This is a genomic window from Streptomyces sp. NPDC007896 (assembly GCF_042959425.1).
GTDB lineage: Bacteria > Actinomycetota > Actinomycetes > Streptomycetales > Streptomycetaceae > Streptomyces.
This window is the reverse complement of sequence record NZ_JBIBKX010000001.1, coordinates 1,118,564-1,139,973: the sequence shown is the minus strand read 5'-3', so window position 1 is coordinate 1,139,973 and position 21,410 is coordinate 1,118,564. Positions and strand designations below refer to the sequence as shown.

Genomic DNA, 21,410 nt, shown 5'->3' with positions numbered 1-21,410 from the left:
GGGCCGTACGGGGGTAGAGGCCGCTCAAGGCAGGGCCGAGGGCACAATGGGGAAGTGAGCAGCACTGGGCAGAAGAGCACCGACAGCACGCGCCGTGAGACCAGGACCGAGGGAGAACTACCGCCTCGCGAACGCCTGGTCCGGGCCGCGTCGCGGCTGTTCTACTACGAGGGCGTCCGCGCGATCGGCGTGGAGCGGCTGATCGCCGAGGCCGGGGTGACGAAGGCGACCTTCTACCGGCACTTCGCCTCCAAGGACGACCTGGTCGTGGCCTACCTGCTGACCAAGGACGCCTACTACCGTGAGGTGGCCGAACCACTGGCCGCCGGGCACCCGCCCGCCGAGGCGATCGACCTGATCTTCGAGGCCATCGCCGAGCACGCCCGCGAGCGCGACTTCCGCGGATCGCCGTTCATGAACGCGGCCGCCGAGTACCCGGACGCCGACCATCCCGTCCGTAGCCTGGTGACGTCCCACCGGAACTGGATCCGCACCCTCTTCCAGGATCTGCTCACCCGGCTCGGCCACGCCGACCCGGAGTCGGCCGCCGGCGCGCTGCTGATGCTGTACGACGGCGCGATGGCCGCCGGCTACCTGGACGACTCGACGGCCGCCCACAAGACCCTGCTGAACGCGGTCCGGCTCATCCGATCGGACGGCTGATCCCAGTGGGGCCGCGCGAAGCAGTGGCCCTCTGCGGGGCCCCGGCCAGGCCGGGGCACGGGTTGCTTTCATGGAACTCTTTGATCTCTCTTCGACGTGCACCAGGGCCCACCAGTAGTTCTCTGCATGGAGGCAGTCCCGCCCGGAAAGCCGAGGGGCCATCCCCTCAGAGGTAGGAAGACCGGTCGTTCTCCCTGTCGACGGTAGCCCCCTCGGCGTTCGCGCGCCACTGGCCGGCCTCATTTGTGGCATCCCTCACCGGTCCGCAGCCGGCTCACGCTGCCGGCTCAGAGGGGCATCCATGACGCGCAGCTCACCAGATGGACACCAGCATCCAGATCGGCCCGACGGGCAAGAAGCTCCTGTCGCTGACGGTCAAGAACGCCGCACCGGCCCCCGCAGGGAGCGGTCACGCGCTTGAGGTGAGCGAGGGCCTCGATCGGGTGATCGAGGCCCTCGCGGAGCCCAGAGGCGCCTCGGACATCCACTCCGTGGTGGTGGACTTCCACTCAGTGGTGGAGCGGGTTCGAGTCCGGTACGGGACATTCTGCTGTCCCTGCGCTGTTGCGGAGGGGAGTGGCCCGGCGTTGGAATCAAGTGTGAGGCACTTTGGCGGCGCCGAGCCTGTCGACCGCCCCGCTCCCGGGACGGGGTCCGGCCGGAAAGGGCTCAAGAACGACGCCCTGGGCATGTTCTCCTCGGTGGCCATGGGTCTGGCCTCCACCGGCCCGGCGTACAGCCTGGCCGCCACGCTGGGCATCATCGTGGCCGGGGTCGGACTGCAGGCCCCGATCGTCACCATGCTGGCGTTCATCCCGATGCTGCTGGTCGCGTGCGCCTACCGGGAACTCAACGCGAGCAACGCCGACTGCGGGACCACCTTCACCTGGGCCACCCGCACCTTCGGACCGCGCACCGGCTGGATGGGCGGCTGGGGCCTCATCGTCGCCAACATCATCGTCATGGCGAGCCTCGCCGAGATCGCCGCCACCTACGGCTTCCGGCTGGTGGGCCTGGACGGACTGGCGGAGAACCGGCTGTGGACCACCGTGGCGGGCATCGTCTGGATCGCCGTGCTGACCGTGATCTGCTACGTCGGCATCGAGTTCTCGTCGGCTGTCCAGCGCTGGCTGCTGTGCCTGGAAGTGGTGATGCTGATCCTGTTCGCCGTCGCCGCACTGGTCAGGGTCTACACGAGCCCTCCCGCGACGGCGATCCACGTTTCCGCCTCCTGGTTCAACCCGTTCGAGGTGCCCTCGGCAACGGCCCTGACCTCGGGCATCCTCGCGGGGGTCTTCATCTACTGGGGCTGGGACACCTCATTCGCGGTCAACGAGGAAACCGTCAACAGCACGTGCGTCCCCGGGCGCGCCGCGGTCATGTCCACCGTGCTGCTCCTGATCTTGTACGGGCTGGTGTCCACTTCGGCGCAGGCGTTCGCGGGAGTCGGCGCCTCGGGCATCGGGCTCGGCAACACGCACAACTCGGACAATGTGTTCTCCGGACTGGGCAACGCCGTGTTCGGGAGCGACGGTACGGGGCTACTTCTGTCGAGACTGCTGATCCTGATGGTGCTGACCTCCGCGTTGGCCTCCGCCGAGACCACCATCCTGCCCCTGGCCAGGACCGTCTTCTCCATGGCGGTCCACAAGGCCGTCCCCGCCCGGTTCGCCCGGGTCCACCGTAGATTTCTCACCCCGACCTGGGGAACCGTCGGCATGGGCGCGGTGTCGATCGCCTTGCTGGTCCTGTTGAAGTCGTTCAGCCAGAACGTCCTGGCCGACTCGATCGACTCGGTCGGTCTCGCGATCGCGTTCCAGTACGGACTGACCGGCTTCGCCTGCGTCTGGTACCACCGCAAGGTCCTCACCCGCAGTGCCAGAGACCTGGTCTTCAAGGGCGTGTTGCCGGGGCTCGGCGGGCTGATCATGCTCCTGCTGTTCCTCTACGCCACCTTCGTCGTCTACGCGAAGCCCGGATACGGCATGACCAGCGTCGACCTGCCACTGATCGGGAGGACGGGCGGGGTCACCGTCCTGGGCCTGGGTGCCCTGCTGCTCGGTCTCCTGCTGATGCCGCTGGTCACCCGTGGCCATGCCGTGGCCCTCAAACTCCAGCGGAGCCTGCTCCCGGGCCGCCTGCCGCCGCACGCCGCCGTTGACGCGGCGAGCCGCTACCTGCCCGCCGACAGCGGGTCCGGGGTGGGCGGCGACTGGTACGACGTCATCCCCCTGTCGGGCACCCGGGTCGGCCTGGTCGTCGGGGACGTGCTGGGTCACGGCCTGCGCGCCGCGGCCACCATGGGCCGCTTGCGCACGGGTGTGCGTGTCCTGGCCCGGCTGGACCTGAGCCCGGACGAGCTCCTGTCCCGCCTGGACGACCTGGTCGAGCAGACCGCGCACGAGCGCGGAGCCGGCCAAGGCCTGGGCAACCTGAGGCCGCAGGCCGACGAGGCCCTGGGCGTGACCTGCCTGTACGCGGTGTACGACCCCGTCTCGGGGAAGTGCAGTCTGGCGCGGGCAGGGGAGTCGGTACTGGTGGTCGTCGAGCCGCACACGGGTGTCGTCGGCCATCCGGAGCTGCCCCCGGGACCGCCCCTGGGAGTCGGTGGCCTGCCCTACCAGAGCACGGATCTGGAGCTTCCGCCGGGCAGTCTCGTCGCCCTCTTCACGGGCGGCCTCCTCCAGGCGGCCGACGACCGTGACGCCGGGCTCGCGCAGCTGTCCCAGGTCCTCGCCGACCACCGAGCGTCTCTCGAAAAGTTGTGCGACCGGGCGGTGGCCGCCCTGCTGCCCGGGGTCGTGGACGAAGACGCGACGCTGCTCATCGCCCGCACCCGCCTGCTCGACCGGAACCAGTTCACCCAGTGGGAACTGCCCCCGGACCCGGCGGCCGTGGCCACCATCCGCACCGCCGTCAGCAAGCAGCTCCGCGACTGGGGGCTGGAAGACCTGACGTTCGCCAGCGAGCTCATCGTCAGCGAACTGGTCACCAACGCCATCCGCTACGTCGGCGGCCCGATCCAGGTACGCCTGATCCGCGACCGGAACCTGATCTGCGAAGTCTCCGACACCGGCCACACCACGCCCAATCTGCGGCACGCCGCGAACGACGACGAGGGAGGCCGGGGTCTGTTCATCATCGCCCAGATGACCCACCACTGGGGCACGCGCTACACACCCACCGGCAAGACGATCTGGACCGAGCAGGACCTGCCGCCGGCGGACGGCCAGTAGCCCCGCCCGAGGTCCGAACAGATGTGGCCAACGGAGTCGTGGGTGCCGTACTCGGGATGCTGTGTGCGGTGCTGTTCCAGCAACCGTTGCAGGACGGCTGGTTCAGGCTGCGTACTCGCTCCACCCGCGCGGTGCGCGGCCTGCGGCAGCGGGGGGAGTTGGAGGCGCAGACCGTTCGGCGTATGTAGTACCCGGGGCCGCACAGGGACCCCGGGTACCTCGCCCTACGTACTGATGGCGGACTACGCGGTGATGGCGGGCTACGCGGTGATCGCGGACTACTTGCTGACGGCGAAGCGCATCAGGGCGTGCTCGTCACCCTGCTTGATCTTCCCCGTCACATTGATGACCTCGAGCTTCCAACTGCCGTCGACACGAACGGCCTTGGCCACGGCGCACCCGTTGTCCTGGGTGAGCAGGCTCGGCCAGATGTCGGCGACCTGCTGGGTGGTGCCGCCGGTCGCGTCGTACACCTTGAAGCTGATGTTGCGCGCCTTCTGGAAGGAGCTGCCCTTCTTGAAGGCGGCGGCGATGAACACGATCGTCGTGATGTTGGACGGTATCCGGGCGAACTCGACCGTCAACGTCTCGTCGTCGCCCTCCCCGCGCCCGGTCTGGTTGTCGCCGCTGTGGACCAGGGAACCGTTGCCCATGGGGTCGAGCGAGTCGAGGCCCGCCAGGCGCACCGGGTCCGTGCCCTGCATCGCGATGGCGATCAGGTCCAGGTCGGTGCCGGTCTTGCGGCGGAGCACGCCCATCACTCCACCGCTGCTGCCCGCGGTGGGATCCCAGGACACTCCGATGGACAGATGGGTGACTCCGTCCAGATCCGCCGGGCCGTCTTCTTTGGTGAGCGTAATCATGCGTGGATCATCCTCTTGGAGACGGGACTGCGACAGGCAAAGTGTGCATGGAGTTCCTGGTGTTCCCTCGGCAGGGGTCCCTTCATAAGCGGACAAGGGGACACATGAGGCACTGACCGCCGACCAGAGTCGTGTGATCACCGCTGGTTGCGGGGCGGGGCGGGGCGGCGCGGTGGCAGCGCGCATTCCAGAGGGAGTTGGCGAACCACTCCCAGGCCCAGGGCGGTTGGGGGCTCGGTGCGGGTGTGCACGTGTGTGTCCACCGGCCGGCCGACGCACGGGAGACCGGGCGGAACGGCGCGGCCGCCAGGAGTTTCGACGGGAGCGCAACCGGCCTCAGGGGCGTGCATCCAGATGGTGCCCTGACGCGTCTACATCGGTATGGATCTGGAAAAGTCGCCTGCTGAGCGACCCGCAGTACCGGCCGAGGGGTGCCTCACGGTCGCGATCCGCCTGCCCGTGCGGATCGTCGTCCTCGTGCTCGTCGTGCCGGTGCGCATGCTGTGGGACGCCCTGGTGGTCGGCGGAAGGTTTCTGCGGGACACCGTGCTGCGCCCCGCGGGGCGGGTGCTCCAGTGGGTGGCGTGGGCGGTGTTCGTCTGGCCGTGGGTGACGCTGTGGCGGTACGTCGTGGTGCCGGCCGGAAAGGCGCTGGCGTGGCTCGGGTACGTCCTGATCGTCGTGCCCGCCGTGTGGCTGTACGAGACGGTGCTCACACCGGTCGGACACGCGATCGCCTGGGTGGCACGGGGCGTCGGCGCCGGGCTCATGTGGGTCCTCCGCGCTGTCGGCGCGGGGTTCGCCTGGGTCCTCCGTGGCATCGGCGCCGTACTCGCCTGGATGTACGCCCGGGTGCTGACCCCCGTCGGCCGGGCCGTCGCCTGGCTGCTCAGGGGCCTGGGGGCCGGGTTCGGGGCGGTCGCGCTCGGGGTGTACGGGGTCGTGGCCTGGCTGGTCCGCCATCTGATCGTCGTACCGGCGCTGTGGCTGTACGAGTGGATCCTCGCCCCCGTCGGACGGGCGATCGCGGGGGCGGCGCGCGGAGCCGGGTGGCTGGTACGGATGATCTTCACCGGGATCGGCGCCGCGCTCTACTGGACCCTGCGCGTCCTGCTCGTGCTGCCCGCGCTCGCCCTGTGGCGCTGGGTGCTCGTGCCGGTCGGACGGGTCCTCGCCGTCGTCGCGCGGGAGGTCGGGGACGCACTCGGACACGCCTGGCGGGTGGCCGGACACCTCTCGCTCGCCGTCGGCCGGTTCCTCGGACGACTCTTGCGGTGGATCTTCGTGGAGCCCGTGCGCTGGGTGTATCGCGGCGTGCTGACGCCGGTCGGACACGTCGTCCGGGACACGGTCCTGCGGCCCGCCGCCGAGGCCGCGCGCGGCGTGGGCCGGGTGACCCGGCAGGCCCTGGCCACCGCCCGCGAGTCGGCGCGGCAGACCCGCGCCGACATCCGCCGCATGCTCTTCGGCACGCCCCGGGAGCCCGAGCGGGTGCCCCTGGCGAACCACCGGCGGGAACCAGGAGCCGCCGCGACACGTACTCTAGGTAGCAGTACGACCGCTCTCACGAAGGACTGAACGACACTGGGCAAGCGACAGCCCGAAGGCCCACCGCCCGCACCCGCGGTGCAGCGCATCCGACTGCGCTACACCAAGCGCGGCCGCCTCCGGTTCACCAGCCACCGTGACTTCCAGCGCGCCTTCGAGCGTGCGTTGCGCCGTGCCGAGGTGCCGATGGCGTACTCGGCGGGGTTCACGCCGCATCCGAAGGTGTCGTACGCCAATGCCGCACCCACCGGCACAGGCAGCGAGGCGGAGTACCTGGAGATCGCGCTCACCCAGACGCGTGACCCTCAGAAGCTGCGTGAGCTCCTCGATGAGTCGATGCCCGTGGGGCTCGACATCATCGAGGCGGTCGAGGCCCGCACGTCGGGTCTCGCCGACCGGCTCACCGCGTCCGTGTGGGAGCTGCGCCTCGACGGCGTGGCGCCCGAGGACGCGGAGCGCGCGGTCGACGCCTTCAAGTCGGCCGACACGGTGGAAGTCCAGCGCAGGACCAAGAACGGGATGCGCACCTTCGACGCCCGCGGTGCCGTGGCGAGCCTCGAGGCGCACAGTCCGCAGGCTGATAGGCCGACCGACCAGCCCTGTGCGATACTGCGCCTGGTTGTTCGGCACGTGACGCCTGCCGTACGACCCGACGACGTCCTGTCCGGTCTTCGCGCCGTGGCCGACCTGGCGCCGCCGGTCGCCGCAGCGGTGACCAGGCTGGCGCAGGGGCTGTTCGATGAAGAGACCGGCACGGTGACCGACCCGCTCGCGCCCGACCGCGAGGCAGTCATGGCCGCCCCAGCCGATCGCACAGGGGCCGCCGAAACTGCCGCCGCGAAGGCGTCGGCGTAAGGAAGGTCCCGCGTAAGGACGGACGTCGTAGCGCCGCCCTCGGATCCGGGAGCCACCTGGGTCGGGCAGCGCACCGACCAGAAGACTTTCGCCAGGCCGTACGCACACATGGCGTACGGAACCGGCGAGACAGGACACAGAGAGCTCCCGTGCGGCGCCCGCGCCCCGGACGGCGGCACCGCGCATCGCGCGAGCCGCGGACGTCACCGGCACTGCCGGACCAGGCGCGGCGCCCGGGAGCCTGACGGGAGATCCACCCGCATGCTCGAGCCGACCGAACCCACCGAGGGTTCCGACAACAACAACAACACTCCGAGCGACACCCTGCCGCCGCGGCGCCGCCGCCGTGCGGCGTCGCGTCCGGCCGGCCCGCCCACGGGCGCGGCCGAGTCCCAGTCCGTGGCCGAGACCACGGCTGCGGCCATACCGCCGGTGACATCCGCCGAGGCCATGGCCGCCGCCGAGGCCGCTGAGGCCCCCGAGGCTCTCGAGACCGAAGAAACCCAAGAGACCGAAGAGACGGTGGAGGAGGCGGTGGCTCAGGCCGCTGCCGCCGAGCCGGTCGAGCCCGCCGAGGACGCCGCTCCGCGCCGTACGCGTCGCCGCGCCACCCGCCGGGTGTCCGCGCCCGCCGGTGCGCCGGGGACGGCCGAGGCAGCCCCGGCCGCGGAGACCACCGTGGTGCCCGCGAGCACGCCTGCCGAGGCCGAGGCCCAGGTCGGAGCGGCCCCCGCCGTCGAGGAAGAGGCGGCGCCCGCCGCCCGTCCGCGTCGGCGTGCGACCCGTCGCGCCTCCGCGCCGACCGGTGCGCCCAAGGCGGCCGAGACCGCTCAGACCCCCGAGGCTCCTGAGGTCACTGAGACCCCTGAGGCCGTCAGGGAGTCCGTCGAGGCGCAGGCCGAAGAGGCCCCCGCCGCCGAGGACGCCGCACCCCGCCGCACCACCCGTCGTCGCGCCACCCGGCGCGTCTCCGCGCCCGCCGGTGCGCCCGAGGGCGACGCCGCCGACGAGCGTGTGGAGGCGCCCGTGACCAGCGAGACCAGCCCCAGCGAGAGCAAGCCCGCCGCCGAGGCCGAGACCAAGTCCGCGGCCGAGACCAAGCCCGAGGCCGAGGCCGAGACCACCGAGGACGGCGCCCCGCGCCGCACCCGCCGCCGTGCCACGCGCAAGGCCGCTGTCGGTTTCTCCGCCCCCGCGCCGAAGGAGGCCGAGTCCGCGCGACGGCCCGCGCGTCCGGCCGTCGCCGTTTTCCAGGCGCCCGTGTTCACCGAGCCGATGTTCCAGACGCCGGAGCGGGCCGCCGCCGCGGCTGCCGCCGAGGCGGCGGAAGTGGCCGCCGAGACCGCCGAGGCCCCCGCGGCCGAAGAGGTCGTCGAGGCACCCGTGGCCGTCGAGGAGGAGACCGGCGGTCGCCGTCGCCGTCGCCGCCGGACCGTAGAGGAGGCGCCCGCGGCCCCGGCCGCGGAGCCCGTCGACGAGGTGGAGGAGCCCGACGAGTCCGCCGAGGACGTCGAGGACGGCGTCGAGGACGACGAGTCCGAGGAGGAGTCCGCGGGCTCGCGCCGCCGCCGCCGTCGTGGTGGCCGTCGCCGTCGCCGTGGCGAGTCCGCCGAGGCGGACGGTGAGGCCGGTGACGACGAGTACGCCGCCGAGCAGGCCGCGCAGGACGCCGAGGACACCGCCGAGCAGGCCGAGGAGGACGCCGAGGAGGCGGACGAGCGCGACGAGCCGGGCGGTTCCGGCTCCAGCAGCAGCCGTCGCCGCCGTCGCCGCCGCCGTCGTGCCGGTGACTCCGGCCCCGAGGCCGAGCCCGGCGAGAACGACCCCGAGCGCACGGTCGTCAAGGTCCGCGAGCCGCGCGGCAAGAAGGACGAGCACCCGTCCGACGAGGTGCAGTCCATCAAGGGCTCGACCCGCCTCGAAGCCAAGAAGCAGCGCCGCCGTGAAGGGCGCGAGCAGGGCCGCCGCCGCGTTCCGATCATCACCGAGGCCGAGTTCCTGGCCCGCCGTGAGGCCGTCGAGCGCGTGATGGTCGTCCGCCAGAGCGGCGAGCGCACCCAGATCGGCGTCCTCGAGGACAACGTGCTCGTCGAGCACTACGTCAACAAGGAGCAGTCGACCTCGTACGTCGGCAACGTCTACCTGGGCAAGGTCCAGAACGTGCTGCCGTCGATGGAGGCCGCCTTCATCGACATCGGCAAGGGCCGCAACGCCGTGCTCTACGCCGGTGAGGTCAACTTCGAGGCGCTCGGCATGGCCAACGGGCCGCGCCGCATCGAGAGCGCGCTGAAGTCCGGCCAGTCGGTCCTCGTGCAGGTCACCAAGGACCCGATCGGCCACAAGGGCGCCCGTCTCACCAGCCAGGTCTCCCTGCCCGGCCGCTACCTGGTCTACGTGCCCGAGGGCTCGATGACCGGCATCAGCCGCAAGCTGCCCGACACCGAGCGCGCGCGCCTGAAGACCATCCTCAAGAAGATCGTCCCCGAGGACGCGGGCGTCATCGTGCGCACCGCCGCCGAGGGAGCGAGCGAGGACGAGCTGAGCCGCGACGTCGAGCGCCTGCAGGCGCAGTGGGAGGACATCCAGAAGAAGGCGAAGAGCGGCGGCAGCTCGAACGCGCCGTCTCTGCTGTACGGCGAGCCGGACATGACCGTCCGTGTCGTCCGCGACATCTTCAACGAGGACTTCACCAAGGTCATCGTCAGCGGCGACGAGGCGTGGGAGACCATCCACGGGTACGTGTCCCACGTCGCGCCCGACCTGGCCGACCGCCTCTCGAAGTGGACCTCCGAGGTCGACGTCTTCGCGACGTACCGCATCGACGAGCAGCTGATGAAGGCCCTGGACCGCAAGGTCTGGCTGCCCAGCGGCGGTTCGCTGGTGATCGACAAGACCGAGGCCATGGTCGTGGTCGACGTCAACACCGGCAAGTTCACCGGTCAGGGCGGCAACCTCGAAGAGACCGTGACCAGGAACAACCTGGAGGCGGCCGAGGAGATCGTGCGCCAGCTGCGGCTGCGCGACCTGGGCGGCATCGTCGTCATCGACTTCATCGACATGGTCCTGGAGTCCAACCGGGACCTGGTGCTGCGGCGCCTCCTGGAGTGCCTGGGACGCGACCGTACGAAGCACCAGGTCGCCGAGGTCACCTCGCTGGGCCTGGTCCAGATGACGCGCAAGCGCGTCGGACAGGGCCTCCTGGAGTCCTTCTCCGAGACCTGCGTCCACTGCAACGGCCGTGGCGTGATCGTGCACATGGAGCAGCCGACCTCGGTCGGAGGCGGCGGCAAGCGCAAGAAGCGCGGCCGTGGTGGTGCCGAGCAGCTCGACCACGAGCTCGAGCACACGCACGAGATCGCGGAGGAGCCGGAGACGGTCGAGAGCGAGGCCGAGGTGGCCGCCGAGGTCGCCGCGCCCGTCGCTCTGGTCGAGCAGGAGTTCCAGCCGGACGAGGAGCTGTACAGCAGCGCCGCCGAGGCGGAGGCCGCGGCTTCCCGTGGCGGTCGTTCGCGGCGCCGGGCGACCCGGCGCGTGTCGGCTCCCGCGGGTGCGCCGAAGGCCGAGGAGCGTGCTCCCCGGGGCCGCCATGAGGAGCGGGCCGAGCGGACCGAGCGGGCTCTGACGTCCCGCGAGGCCGCCGAGTCCGAGCCGGTCGCGGTCGAGGACCCGGTCGTCGAGGCGCCGGTCGCCGAGGCTCCCGAGGTCACGCCGGCTCCTGAGGCCGCTCCGGCCCTCGTGGTCGCCGTACCGGAGGACGAGGCCGCTCCCAAGGGCCGTACGCGTCGTCGTGCCACCCGCAAGGTGTCGGCTCCGGCCGGTTCCCCGAAGGCGACGGACGAGACCGTGGTGACGGTGACGGTCACGGAGCCGGTCGCGGCGCCCGTGCCCGAGGCCGCCGCCGAGGTCGTCGAGCCGCAGCCCGAGGCGCCCGCCGAGAGCGCCGCGCCGGCCCGCCCGCGTCGCCGTGCCGTCCGCAAGGCCACCGCGCCCACCGCGTCCGAGGAGGCGGCCGTCGTGGTCGTCCCGTCGGCCTCGGCGGAGCCGGCCGAGGCCCCTGAGGTGCCCGAGACGGCGCCCGAGACGGCGCCCGAGACGGCGGCGGAGGCCGACGTCGAGGCCGCGGCCCCGGCCAAGAAGACGGCCGCCCGCAAGACGGCCAAGAAGGTGACGGCGAAGAAGGCCGCCACCAAGAAGACCGCTGCCAAGAAGACGGTCGCCAAGAAGGTCACGGCCAAGAAGGCGACCGCGAAGAAGACGGCAGCCAAGACCACCGCGAAGAAGACCGCGGCGGCCGAGCAGCAGGACCGTTCGACAGTCTCGGCGACCACCGAGGACTGACGCGGAACCGGCGGAGGGCTGACGGAAGTCGGTCCCTCCGCTGCTCCGACCGCATGACGGTGGCCCGGTTTGACCCCTCAAGCCGGGCCCCGTAACCTAGACCGTCGGCGTGTCCCCTGACGCGCCGCACCCCCGTAAACCTCTTCCTCCCGGAATTCTGCGTGTCATGCGTGTTCGCATGCCGTGCGCTTCGGGAGAGGCCGCTCGCGCAGCGCGCGGCTGGACTGCGGGGTTCCGTTCCGAGCGAGAGAGAGATCCGCGTGTACGCCATCGTGCGCAGCGGTGGTCGCCAGCACAAGGTTGCTGTCGGCGACATCGTTGAGGTTGACAAGATTCCCACTGCCAAGGTTGGCGACACGGTCGAGCTCTCGACCCTGCTCGTTGTCGACGGCGACGCCGTGACCAGCGACCCGTGGGTCCTTGCCGGCATCAAGGTCCAGGCCGAGATCGTGGACCACCACAAGGGCGTCAAGATCGACATCCTTCGCTACAAGAACAAGACCGGTTACCGCCGTCGTCAGGGCCACCGCCAGCAGTACACGGCGATCAAGGTCACTGAGATCCCCGCGGCTGCGAAGTAAGGGACTGAGGAGAGATGGCACACAAGAAGGGCGCATCGTCCACTCGGAACGGTCGCGACTCCAATGCTCAGCGGCTCGGCGTGAAGCGCTTCGGCGGTCAGGTCGTCAACGCCGGTGAGATCCTGGTCCGCCAGCGCGGCACCCACTTCCACCCGGGCAACGGCGTCGGCCGTGGCAAGGACGACACGCTGTTCGCCCTTGACGCCGGTGCGGTGGAGTTCGGTACCCACCGTGGCCGCAAGGTCGTGAACATCGTTCCGGTCGCCTGACCGGTTCTTTCGCGAGGCGGACCTCACTTCCCGTTCGGGAAGCGGGTCCGCCTTTCGCGTGTTTTGAATAGAAGCTGCTCTGTGGCATACAGGGCTGCGCAGGACTTTCGTACGTAACTGGAGGCACATCCCATGACCACCTTCGTGGACCGCGTCGAGCTGCACGTCGCCGCGGGTAGCGGAGGCCACGGCTGTGCCTCCGTACACCGGGAGAAGTTCAAGCCGCTCGGCGGCCCGGACGGTGGCAACGGCGGCCGGGGCGGTGACGTGATGCTGGTCGTCGACCAGTCCGTGACCACGCTGCTCGACTACCACCACAAGCCGCACCGCAGCGCCACCAACGGCAAGCCCGGTGAGGGCGGCAACCGCTCCGGCAAGGACGGGCAGGACCTGATCCTGCCGGTGCCGGACGGCACGGTCGTGTTCGACGGGGCGGGCAACGTCCTCGCGGACCTCGTCGGCCACGGCACGTCGTACGTCGCCGCGCAGGGCGGTCGCGGTGGCCTCGGCAACGCGGCGCTGGCCTCGGCCCGCCGCAAGGCCCCCGGCTTCGCGCTGCTCGGTGTCCCCGGCGACTTCCAGGACATCGTCCTGGAGCTGAAGACCGTCGCGGACGTGGCGCTCGTCGGTTACCCGAGCGCCGGCAAGTCGTCCCTCATCTCCGTCCTGTCGGCGGCCAAGCCGAAGATCGCGGACTACCCCTTCACGACCCTCGTCCCCAACCTGGGCGTGGTGACGGCGGGCGAGACGGTCTACACGATCGCGGACGTGCCCGGCCTCATCCCCGGCGCCAGCCAGGGCAAGGGCCTCGGCCTCGAGTTCCTCCGTCACGTCGAGCGCTGCAGCGTGCTGGTCCATGTGCTGGACACGGCGACCCTGGAGTCCGAGCGTGACCCGGTCACCGACCTCGACATCATCGAGGAAGAGCTGAAGCAGTACGGCGGCCTCGGCAACCGTCCGCGCATCGTCGTCCTCAACAAGATCGACGTGCCCGACGGCAAGGACCTCGCCGAGATGGTCCGCCCCGACCTGGAGGCCCGCGGCTACCGCGTCTTCGAGGTGTCGGCTGTTGCGCACATGGGCCTGAAGGAGCTGTCCTTCGCGCTCGCCGAGATCGTCGGCACGGCGCGCGCCGCCAAGCCCAAGGAGGAGGCGACCCGGATCGTCATCCGCCCGAAGGCGGTCGACGACGCCGGCTTCACCGTGGTCCAGGAGGAGGACGGCCTCTACCGCGTGCGCGGCGAGAAGCCCGAACGCTGGGTCCGCCAGACCGACTTCAACAACGACGAGGCCGTCGGCTACCTCGCCGACCGTCTCAACCGCCTCGGCGTCGAGGCGGAGCTGATGAAGGCGGGTGCCCGCTCGGGCGACGGCGTCGCCATCGGCCCCGAGGAGAACGCGGTCGTCTTCGACTGGGAGCCGACCGTCATGGCCGGTGCGGAGATGCTCGGTCGCCGTGGCGAGGACCACCGCCTCGACGTCCCGCGGCCCGCCGCGCAGCGCCGCCGCGACAAGCAGGCGGAGCGGGACGACGCGGAGAAGGAGTACGACGACTTCGAGCCGTTCTAGGCCGACGCTCGGCCGCGGGCGGGTGGGGGTTGTTCGCGCAGTTCCCCGCGCCCCTGGGTCGGGGCTTTGCCCCGATTGCCCGCCCGCCCCTCGTTTGCTCGGCTGGGGTTGTTCGCGCAGTTCCTCGCGTCCCTTTTAGGGGCGCGGGGAACTGCGCGATCTTTTGGGGGTCTGGGGGCGGAGCCCCCAGGTAGGGATGGGACGGGTAGGGGCGGCGGGGGCGTGGAGAGCCGGTGGCGTCCCCACCACGACGGTTCGCCCTTCGCTTGCTTGTCATGCTCTTGACTAACTCTGTTCAGCGAGCGGGCCACTGCGGCGTGTGAGCCTCCCGGTGTCCAAGGGGCCACCGACGCAGGGGAGTTCACCGATGACCGGAACCGTCTCGCGCGATCGACGCCGCTTTCTCACCGCCGGTGCCGCGGCCCTGGGCGCCGCCGCGACCAGCCAGTTGTGGCTGCCCGGCACCGCCCGCGCCGCCGAACCCCCGCTGCCCGACGGGGTGTTCACCCTCGGCATCGCCTCCGGCGACCCGCTGCCCGACGCCGTCGTGCTGTGGACCAGGCTCGCCCCCGACCCACTGAACGGCGGCGGCATGCCCGACCGCGCGGTACCGGTGGAGTGGGAGATCGCCGAGGACGCCCGTTTCGGAAGGCCGGTGCGGCGGGGCGTCGCACCGGCGCTGCCCGAGTACGGCCACAGCGTCCACGTCGACGTCCGCGGACTGCGTCCCGACCGCGCGTACTGGTACCGCTTCCGCGCCGACGGTCAGCTCTCGCCGACCGGCCGCACCCGCACCGCCCCGCACCCCCACAGCTCCCGCGGCTCGCTGCGCGTCGCGCTCGCCTCCTGCCAGAACTGGCAGAACGGCTACTTCACCCCGTACGCCGACATGCTCGCCCAGGACCCCGACTTCGTGCTCTTCGTCGGCGACTACATCTACGAGTCCGCGCCGTCGGCGACGGCCGTCCGCCGGCACGAGGGCGGCGGGGAGCCGTACACCCTCGTCCAGTACCGCAACCGCTACGCGCAGTACCGCACCGACCCGCACCTCATGGCGATACACGCCGCCGCGCCCTGGGTGGTCACCTTCGACGACCACGAGGTCGACAACGACTTCGCCGGGAAGATCCCGCAGGACCCGGCCAAGCAGTCGCACGACGCGTTCGTGGCCCGGCTGACCGCCGCCTACCAGGCGTACTACGAGCACATGCCGGTCCGGGCGACCGCGGTGCCGAACGGTCCGCACATCCGGATGCACCGGCGGCTCGACTTCGGCCGGCTGGTCCGGCTGAACGTCCTGGACACCCGGCAGTTCCGCAGTGACCAGGCGACCACCCGGGCGGGCGCAGAGGACCCCTCGATGACCATGCTCGGCGCCGAGCAGAAGGCCTGGCTGCTGCGCGGGCTGCACCACTCACCGACGCGCTGGAACCTGATCGCCTCGCAGATCATGATGGCCGAGACAGATCTGCAGATCGGCCCCGGCAAGCTCTGGTTCTACGACGCCTGGGACGGATACCAGGCCGAACGCAACGCGCTCATGGGGGAGTTGGCCACCGTGCGCAACCCCGTCGTGCTGACCGGGGACCGCCACCTCACCATGATCAGCGACCTCAAGAAGGACTTCGCCGACCCGGAGTCCGACGTCGTCGGCGCCGAGTTCGTCGGGACCTCCATCTCCAGCGGCGGCGACCAGGACCAGGTGGCCTTCCACAGCGAGTGGGACCCGCGGATGCCGGACAACCCGCACTGGAAGTTCATCGACGCCCACCGCGGCTACCACCTCTTCGACATCCGGCGCGAGGGCATCGACGCCACCGTCCGCGCCCCGGAGACCGTGCTGCGGCCGGACGCCGCGTCCAGCACGCTGACCCGGCTGCGGGTCGAGGCGGGGAAGCCGGGCGTACGTCTGGTCTGAGCAGCGCTGCTCTGAGACTCACAGGACTCACAGGACTCATGAGACGCACAGGACTCACGGGAACCCTGGGACTCATGTGAGTCCCAGGGCATTCTCAGGTAAGGCTCAGGTAAGAGATTTAACGTCCCTTGACCATGGAGACCGACTGTACGCATCACGACTCGGCGTCCCCTGAGGCGGAGACCGGCGAAACCGCCCCGAAGAGCGCCCCCACGCCGCTGCCCCCCGGCACCCGGCTGCTGCACATCGGCCCGCACAAGACCGGGACCACGTCGATCCAGGGCGCCCTGTTCGCCGCGAAGGACGCGATGTCCGGGCGCGGCGTCGACTTTCCGGCCCACAGCAGGCACCCGATGGAAGCCGCCCTCGCGGTCTGTGCCCGGCCCGGGATGATGGGCGACGCCAAGCCCACCGAGGGGCACTGGAAGCGGCTCGTCGACGCGGTGCACGCCACCGGCAGGCGCACCTCGGTGGTCAGCAGCGAGTTCTTCGCCGACGCGCCCGACGACGAGGCCATCGCCCGGATCGTCGACGACCTCGGCCGGGGCCAGGGCCGGGGCCAGGGCCGGGACCAGGGCCGGGACCAGGGCCGGGACCAGGGCCGAGTCCATGTCCTGGTCACCCTGCGGCCGCTGTGGAAGATCATGCCCTCGCAGTGGCAGCAGTACGTGCAGAACGGTCTGCGCATGGGCTACGAGGACTGGCTCGAACACATGCTGCGCAAGGCCCCGTACGAGAAGCCCAATCCGAGCTTCTGGCGCCGCCACCGCCACGACCGGCTCGTCGAGCGCTGGGTACGGGTCGTCGGCGCCGGGAACGTCACCGTCGTGGTGGTCGACGACCGTGACCGCCACGGTCTGATGCGCACCTTCGAATCCCTCCTTGGCCTGCCCGACGGTCTCCTGGTACCGGTGCCGGACACGGCCAATCGCTCGCTCACACTCGCCGAGACCGAAATGCTGCGGAAACTCAATATGGAGTTCCGCGGCAATGGGCTGCCCGACGAGGTGTATTCCAGGATGGTGCGGGGCGGCGCCGTCATACATATGAAGAACGCCTGTCGCCCGGCCCCGGACGACGCGCGGATCACCACGCCGCGCTGGGCACTGGAGGCGGCCGCCGGTATCGGCGCGGAGATGGCCGAGCGGATCGCCGCCATGGGTGTACGGGTGCTCGGTGACCCGGCGTTGCTGTCCGCCGTACCCAGCGTCGCGAGCGCCGAGGAGACGCGGCCGCCGCGGATCGATCCCGAGGTGGCGGCCCACGCGCTGTACGGGGCGCTCGCCGTGGCTGCCGCGGCTCCCGCGCATCCCGCCGCCTCCGTGCGCTCGGTTCACCAGACCTCGTCCAAGGAACTCGTGAGGGTCCTCGGTCACCGCGTCCTCAAGCGTCTGAAGCGGGAGTGAAGAGCGCACGTAAAACGTGTGCAGTTACTCACAGCAAATCCGGACAATACGGTTCGGAATCTCGGAAGGCACCTGCATGCAAGGTGAATAGCGGGTTGCGCGCACATAAGCAGCAGAGGGCGCTCACCTTGCATGGCAGTAACGGAAAGTGGGAGCATTCCAAAGTTCCCTGTCGCCCCAAGGTAGGTCACCTGTGTCTGAGCACTTTGCCAAGCCCCGTACCACCGCAGTGATCCTGGCCGGCGGCACCGGTCAGCGCGTGGGTCTGTCGATTCCGAAGCAGCTGCTGAAGATCGCAGGCAAGGCGGTCATCGAGCACACGCTGACCACCTTCGAACAGGCCGAGTCGATCGACGACATCATCGTGCTGATGGCTCCCGGCTATGTGCCGGACGTCGAGAAGATCGTCGCGAAGGCGGGGCTGAAGAAGGTCACCAAGGTGATCGAGGGCGGCTCGACTCGGAACGAGACGACCGAGCGCGCGATCGCCGCGCTCGGCGAGGGTCTGGCCGAGGGCGAGGACGCCAATGTCCTCTTCCACGACGCCGTGCGCCCCCTGCTGTCCGAGCGCGTCATAGACGACTGCGTCACGGCCCTGGAGCGTTACCAGGCCGTCGACGTCGCCATCCCCTCCGCGGACACGATCATCGTGACCCGCACCCACGGCGAGGACGGCGAGTTCATCACCGAGATCCCGGACCGCTCCCGGCTGCGCCGCGGCCAGACGCCCCAGGCGTTCAAGCTGTCCACGATCCGCCGCGCCTACGAGGTCGCGGCCGGTGACCCCAACTTCCAGGCCACCGACGACTGCTCGGTCGTGCTCAAGTACCTGCCGGACGTGCCGATCCACGTCGTCGCGGGCGACGAGTACAACATGAAGGTCACCCAGCCCGTCGACGTCTTCATCGCCGACAAGCTCTTCCAGCTGGCCTCCACCGCCGCCCCCGAGCAGGCCGACGAGGCCGCCTACCGCGAGCTGCTCAGCGGAAAGACCGTGGTGGTCTTCGGCGGTTCGTACGGCATCGGCAAGGACATAGCCGAACTCGCCGAGGGGTACGGCGCGACGACCTACGCGCTCGGCCGCTCGACCACCGGCACCCACGTCGAGAACCCGGAGGAGGTCGACGACGCGCTGTCCACGGCGTATGCCGAGACCGGGCGCATCGACTACGTCATCAACACCGCCGGGGTGCTGCGCATAGGCAAGCTCGCGGAGACGGACAACGCGACGATCGAGGAAGCGCTGAAGGTCAACTATCTGGCCCCGGTGCAGATCGCCCGCTCCGCGTACAAGTACCTCGCCGAGACCAACGGCCAGCTGCTGCTCTACACCTCCAGCAGCTACACCCGCGGCCGCGCCGAGTACAGCCTCTACTCCTCCACCAAGGCCGCCATGGTGAACCTCACCCAGGCGCTGTCCGACGAGTGGGCCGGCGACGGCATCCGCGTCAACTGCATCAACCCCGAGCGCACCGCGACCCCGATGCGCACCAAGGCCTTCGGCCAGGAGCCCGCGGGCTCGCTGCTCTCCTCCGAGGCGGTCGCGCGCACCTCGCTCGACGTCCTCCTCTCCGAAATGACCGGTCACGTCATCGACGTACGCCAGCAGGACCCGACCGCGGGCGCCGGACGGGCCTCCGGATTCGAGGCGGCGCTGGCCAGCGTGCTGGACCGTCAGGACGGCGTGGCATAATTAACGCCAATTAGTTTTCTTGGAATTCAGGCCTCTGAGTCTGCGCGTTTGCCGCGTATTCACAGAGGCCTGAGTCCGTAAAATTCCCGGATTGTCCGCGATCGCCCGCAAGGCCCTTTTCGTTAATCAAGCAGTAACAAAACCGGCACACACCCCTCAAGAGCAGGTTTCTCCGTGATATCCACCGCTATACGCGTTGCCCGGGTGGGCAGTGCGGCCGAGCTGGCCGCGGCGGCCCTCATGATGCTGGGCTTCCCCTGCCTGATGCTGGCCGCGCTCATCCCGAGCGTCGGTGCCTTCGCGGCCGCGGCCGCTGTGACGTACCTGGCGGACCACTATCTGCACCGGCGCGGCAGCTATCTGGTCAACCGCCTCAGCAAGGTGCGCGCCGGTCTGTCCATCAGGTTCCTGATCCGACAGCTGCTGCTGGTCCTGCTGCTCGCGCGCCTGGACCTGTCCGACAGCGTGGTCTTCTACGCGGCGATCGCGTGCTTCCTCGCCTTCTACGGCTTCCAGGCCCCGCACAGCGCGCTGATCACCATGATCCGGCTGCGCCGCAAGATGCCGGTCGCCACCCGCAACGTCGACCTGGCCTCGCGCATCCGCATCCCGGACGCACCGCCGCGCACCCTGCTCGACCGGGCCGCCGAGAAGATGCTCCACCTCGACCTGCTGGCCGTCGTCGGCGTCCTCGTCACCGGAGCCACCGACACCAACGTGTACGGCTTCGTGGGCATCGCGGCCACGCTGGTGCTGGCGTTCGTCTACGTCGTCGCGCTCGTCCCGTACATCCGCGGCAAGAAGACACCGCCCAACGCGGACACGGTCCTTGCGTCGGTCGACGGCTGGCTGCGCGAGTACCGCCCGGAGACGGTGCTGTACTTCTCGGGCTCCAAGGACTCGGCGTACCAGGTCAACATGTGGCTGGAGACGATGGAGCAGCTGGACACCCGGCCGCTGATCATCCTGCGCGAGCGCGCCATCCTGGAGCGCATGGCGCCCACCACGGTACCGGTCATCTGCGTGCCCGGAGGGGTGCACCTGATGAACATGGATCTGTCCACGGTGCGCGTCGCGTTGTACGCGGCGAACGTCGGCAAGAACATCCACATGCTGCGCGTGCCGACCATGAAGCACGTCTTCATCGGCCACGGCGACAGCGACAAGCTGGCCAGCGTCAACCCGTTCAGCAAGGCGTACGACGAGGTGTGGACCGCCGGCCGCGCGGGCCGCGACCGCTACGCCATCGCCGACGTCGGTGTCCGCGACGACGACATAGCGGAGGTCGGCCGCCCCCAGCTCGCCCCGATCCAGACCTGGCAGGGCGTGCCCGAGGGGCGTATCCCCACGATCCTGTACGCCCCCACCTGGGAGGGCTGGGACGACAACCCGGGCAACACCTCGATCCTGCTGGCGGGCGCCAACATCGTGCGCGCGCTGCTGAAGGCCGAGCAGCCGGTCCGCGTCCTCTACAAGCCGCACCCGTTCACCGGCACCCGCAGCCCGCAGGCCAAGACCGCGCACGAGAAGATCGTCGCGCTGGTCGAGAAGGCGGCCGCCGAGCGCGCCGCCGACCCGCGCTTCACCGTCGACGCGGCGGCCCAGTCCGCGGCCAAGGCGGAGCTGGCCCGCATCGAGGCCCGCATCGAGAAGCTGACCGGTGTCACCGAGAGCGGTGACGAGGCCGAGGCCACCCGTGACGGCCTGGTCGACACGGCCGCGCACGCCGAGGTCGCCCGGCTGCGCGCCGAGTGGAACGACGCCTACTGGCGCTCCTTCGGCAACTGGGAGCACCGGGTCATCACGGGTGCCGAGCCGCGCCTGTACGACTGCTTCAACGTCTCCGACGCGATGGTCTCCGACATCTCGTCCGTGGTCTCCGACTTCATCGCGAGCGGCAAGCCGTACGCGGTCACGGACTCCGCGGAGCTGGGCGTCGAGGAGTTCAAGCGGCAGAACACCGCGGTGCGTGCCGCCGTGATCCTGTCGAACTCGGCGAGTGAGCTGGGCGAACTGCTCGCCGAGGTCACCGACCCGTCCTCGGACGCGCTCGCCGCCGACCGCCGGGAGCTGAAGGAGTACCTGCTCGGCCCCGACGAGCCGGCGTCGATCGACCAGTTCAACGCCGCGGTGCGCGACCTCGCGAAGAAGTCCCGGGCGCGCAACTTCGGTCAGGAGACCGGCGCGTCGGCCGCCGCCGTGGAGCTCGCGAACGGAGTTCCCGGGCAGCGGAAGGCCCCGGCGGACGAGACGGGCGGCGCGGCCGTCAAGGGCTGATCCACCTCGCCGAGCAGTCACCTCGCCGAGTAGCCACCTAGCCGAGTAGCCACCTCTCCGAGCAGTCAGTGAAAGGGCCCGGCCCCGAGGAGCATCCTTGGGGCCGGGCCCTTTCCCGTTCCCCGTAAACCTGTGAACCGCATCACATTTGGGGTCCGATGAGGCAACCTCTTCGCACTTTCAACCGTCTTTGA

The 21,410-nt window shown here is 70.3% G+C and carries 14 protein-coding genes; 13 read left to right on the top strand and 1 reads right to left on the bottom strand.

Annotated features, from left to right (window positions below):
* The first annotated feature begins 54 nt into the window (after positions 1-54).
* The 3 genes from ACFZDJ_RS05165 (at position 55) to ACFZDJ_RS05155 (ending at position 4,087) form a co-directional block, all read left to right on the top strand.
* Positions 55-663 carry a TetR family transcriptional regulator gene (locus ACFZDJ_RS05165; RefSeq protein WP_391056184.1) on the top strand — a complete coding sequence of 203 codons (609 nt, stop codon included), beginning with the start codon at positions 55-57 and terminating at the stop codon, positions 661-663.
* Between the two features lie 320 nt (positions 664-983).
* Positions 984-3,899, top strand: a complete 2,916-nt coding sequence (locus ACFZDJ_RS05160; protein ID WP_391056181.1) for an amino acid permease — start codon at positions 984-986, stop codon at positions 3,897-3,899.
* Positions 3,900-3,922: 23 nt separating this feature from the next.
* On the top strand, positions 3,923-4,087 hold the full coding sequence (locus ACFZDJ_RS05155; protein ID WP_390927345.1) for a hypothetical protein: 165 nt from the start codon (positions 3,923-3,925) through the stop codon (positions 4,085-4,087).
* A gap of 90 nt (positions 4,088-4,177) precedes the next feature.
* Here ACFZDJ_RS05155 and ACFZDJ_RS05150 read toward each other — a convergent pair whose 3' ends face one another.
* A complete protein-coding gene (locus ACFZDJ_RS05150) occupies positions 4,178-4,762 on the bottom strand; it encodes a TerD family protein (RefSeq protein ID WP_168508659.1) in 585 nt (194 codons plus the stop codon).
* A 381-nt stretch (positions 4,763-5,143) separates the two neighbouring features.
* Here ACFZDJ_RS05150 and ACFZDJ_RS05145 point away from each other — a divergent pair, with 381 nt between their 5' ends.
* From ACFZDJ_RS05145 to ACFZDJ_RS05100, 10 genes are all read left to right on the top strand, one after another.
* Positions 5,144-6,340, top strand: a complete 1,197-nt coding sequence (locus ACFZDJ_RS05145) for a hypothetical protein (protein WP_391056179.1) — start codon at positions 5,144-5,146, stop codon at positions 6,338-6,340.
* Positions 6,341-6,388: 48 nt separating this feature from the next.
* On the top strand, positions 6,389-7,165 hold the full coding sequence (locus ACFZDJ_RS05140; protein WP_054231926.1) for a TIGR03936 family radical SAM-associated protein: 777 nt from the start codon (positions 6,389-6,391) through the stop codon (positions 7,163-7,165).
* A 261-nt stretch (positions 7,166-7,426) separates the two neighbouring features.
* Entirely contained in the window at positions 7,427-11,503 is a 4,077-nt protein-coding gene (locus ACFZDJ_RS05135; RefSeq protein ID WP_391056176.1) for an Rne/Rng family ribonuclease, read from the top strand.
* 260 nt (positions 11,504-11,763) lie between these two features.
* Entirely contained in the window at positions 11,764-12,084 is a 321-nt protein-coding gene (rplU, locus tag ACFZDJ_RS05130; RefSeq protein WP_054231928.1) for a 50S ribosomal protein L21, read from the top strand.
* A 14-nt stretch (positions 12,085-12,098) separates the two neighbouring features.
* Positions 12,099-12,353: a 50S ribosomal protein L27 gene (rpmA, locus tag ACFZDJ_RS05125; protein ID WP_028802588.1), complete on the top strand. Its 255-nt coding sequence runs from the start codon at positions 12,099-12,101 to the stop codon at positions 12,351-12,353.
* A 132-nt stretch (positions 12,354-12,485) separates the two neighbouring features.
* A complete protein-coding gene (obgE, locus tag ACFZDJ_RS05120) occupies positions 12,486-13,922 on the top strand; it encodes a GTPase ObgE (protein ID WP_391056174.1) in 1,437 nt (478 codons plus the stop codon).
* A 367-nt stretch (positions 13,923-14,289) separates the two neighbouring features.
* The gene (locus ACFZDJ_RS05115) at positions 14,290-15,840 is read left to right on the top strand and encodes an alkaline phosphatase D family protein (RefSeq protein ID WP_391056171.1); all 1,551 of its coding nucleotides are present in this window, start codon (positions 14,290-14,292) and stop codon (positions 15,838-15,840) included.
* Positions 15,841-15,974: 134 nt separating this feature from the next.
* Positions 15,975-17,246 (top strand): hypothetical protein, encoded by a 1,272-nt coding sequence (locus tag ACFZDJ_RS05110; protein ID WP_391056169.1) that lies wholly within the window; start codon positions 15,975-15,977, stop codon positions 17,244-17,246.
* Between the two features lie 193 nt (positions 17,247-17,439).
* Positions 17,440-18,939, top strand: a complete 1,500-nt coding sequence (locus tag ACFZDJ_RS05105) for a bifunctional cytidylyltransferase/SDR family oxidoreductase (RefSeq protein WP_101405195.1) — start codon at positions 17,440-17,442, stop codon at positions 18,937-18,939.
* Positions 18,940-19,113: 174 nt separating this feature from the next.
* Positions 19,114-21,216 carry a hypothetical protein gene (locus ACFZDJ_RS05100; protein WP_390927355.1) on the top strand — a complete coding sequence of 701 codons (2,103 nt, stop codon included), beginning with the start codon at positions 19,114-19,116 and terminating at the stop codon, positions 21,214-21,216.
* Positions 21,217-21,410 lie beyond the last annotated feature (194 nt).

Coding starts and splice junctions, on each gene's coding strand:
- ACFZDJ_RS05160 (WP_391056181.1), top strand. CDS start 984: ATGGACACCAGCATCCAGATCGGCCCGACGGGCAAGAAGCTCCTGTCG.
- ACFZDJ_RS05150 (WP_168508659.1), bottom strand. CDS start 4,762: ATGATTACGCTCACCAAAGAAGACGGCCCGGCGGATCTGGACGGAGTC.
- ACFZDJ_RS05145 (WP_391056179.1), top strand. CDS start 5,144: ATGGATCTGGAAAAGTCGCCTGCTGAGCGACCCGCAGTACCGGCCGAG.
- ACFZDJ_RS05135 (WP_391056176.1), top strand. CDS start 7,427: ATGCTCGAGCCGACCGAACCCACCGAGGGTTCCGACAACAACAACAAC.
- rpmA (WP_028802588.1), top strand. CDS start 12,099: ATGGCACACAAGAAGGGCGCATCGTCCACTCGGAACGGTCGCGACTCC.
- obgE (WP_391056174.1), top strand. CDS start 12,486: ATGACCACCTTCGTGGACCGCGTCGAGCTGCACGTCGCCGCGGGTAGC.
- ACFZDJ_RS05115 (WP_391056171.1), top strand. CDS start 14,290: ATGACCGGAACCGTCTCGCGCGATCGACGCCGCTTTCTCACCGCCGGT.
- ACFZDJ_RS05110 (WP_391056169.1), top strand. CDS start 15,975: ATGGAGACCGACTGTACGCATCACGACTCGGCGTCCCCTGAGGCGGAG.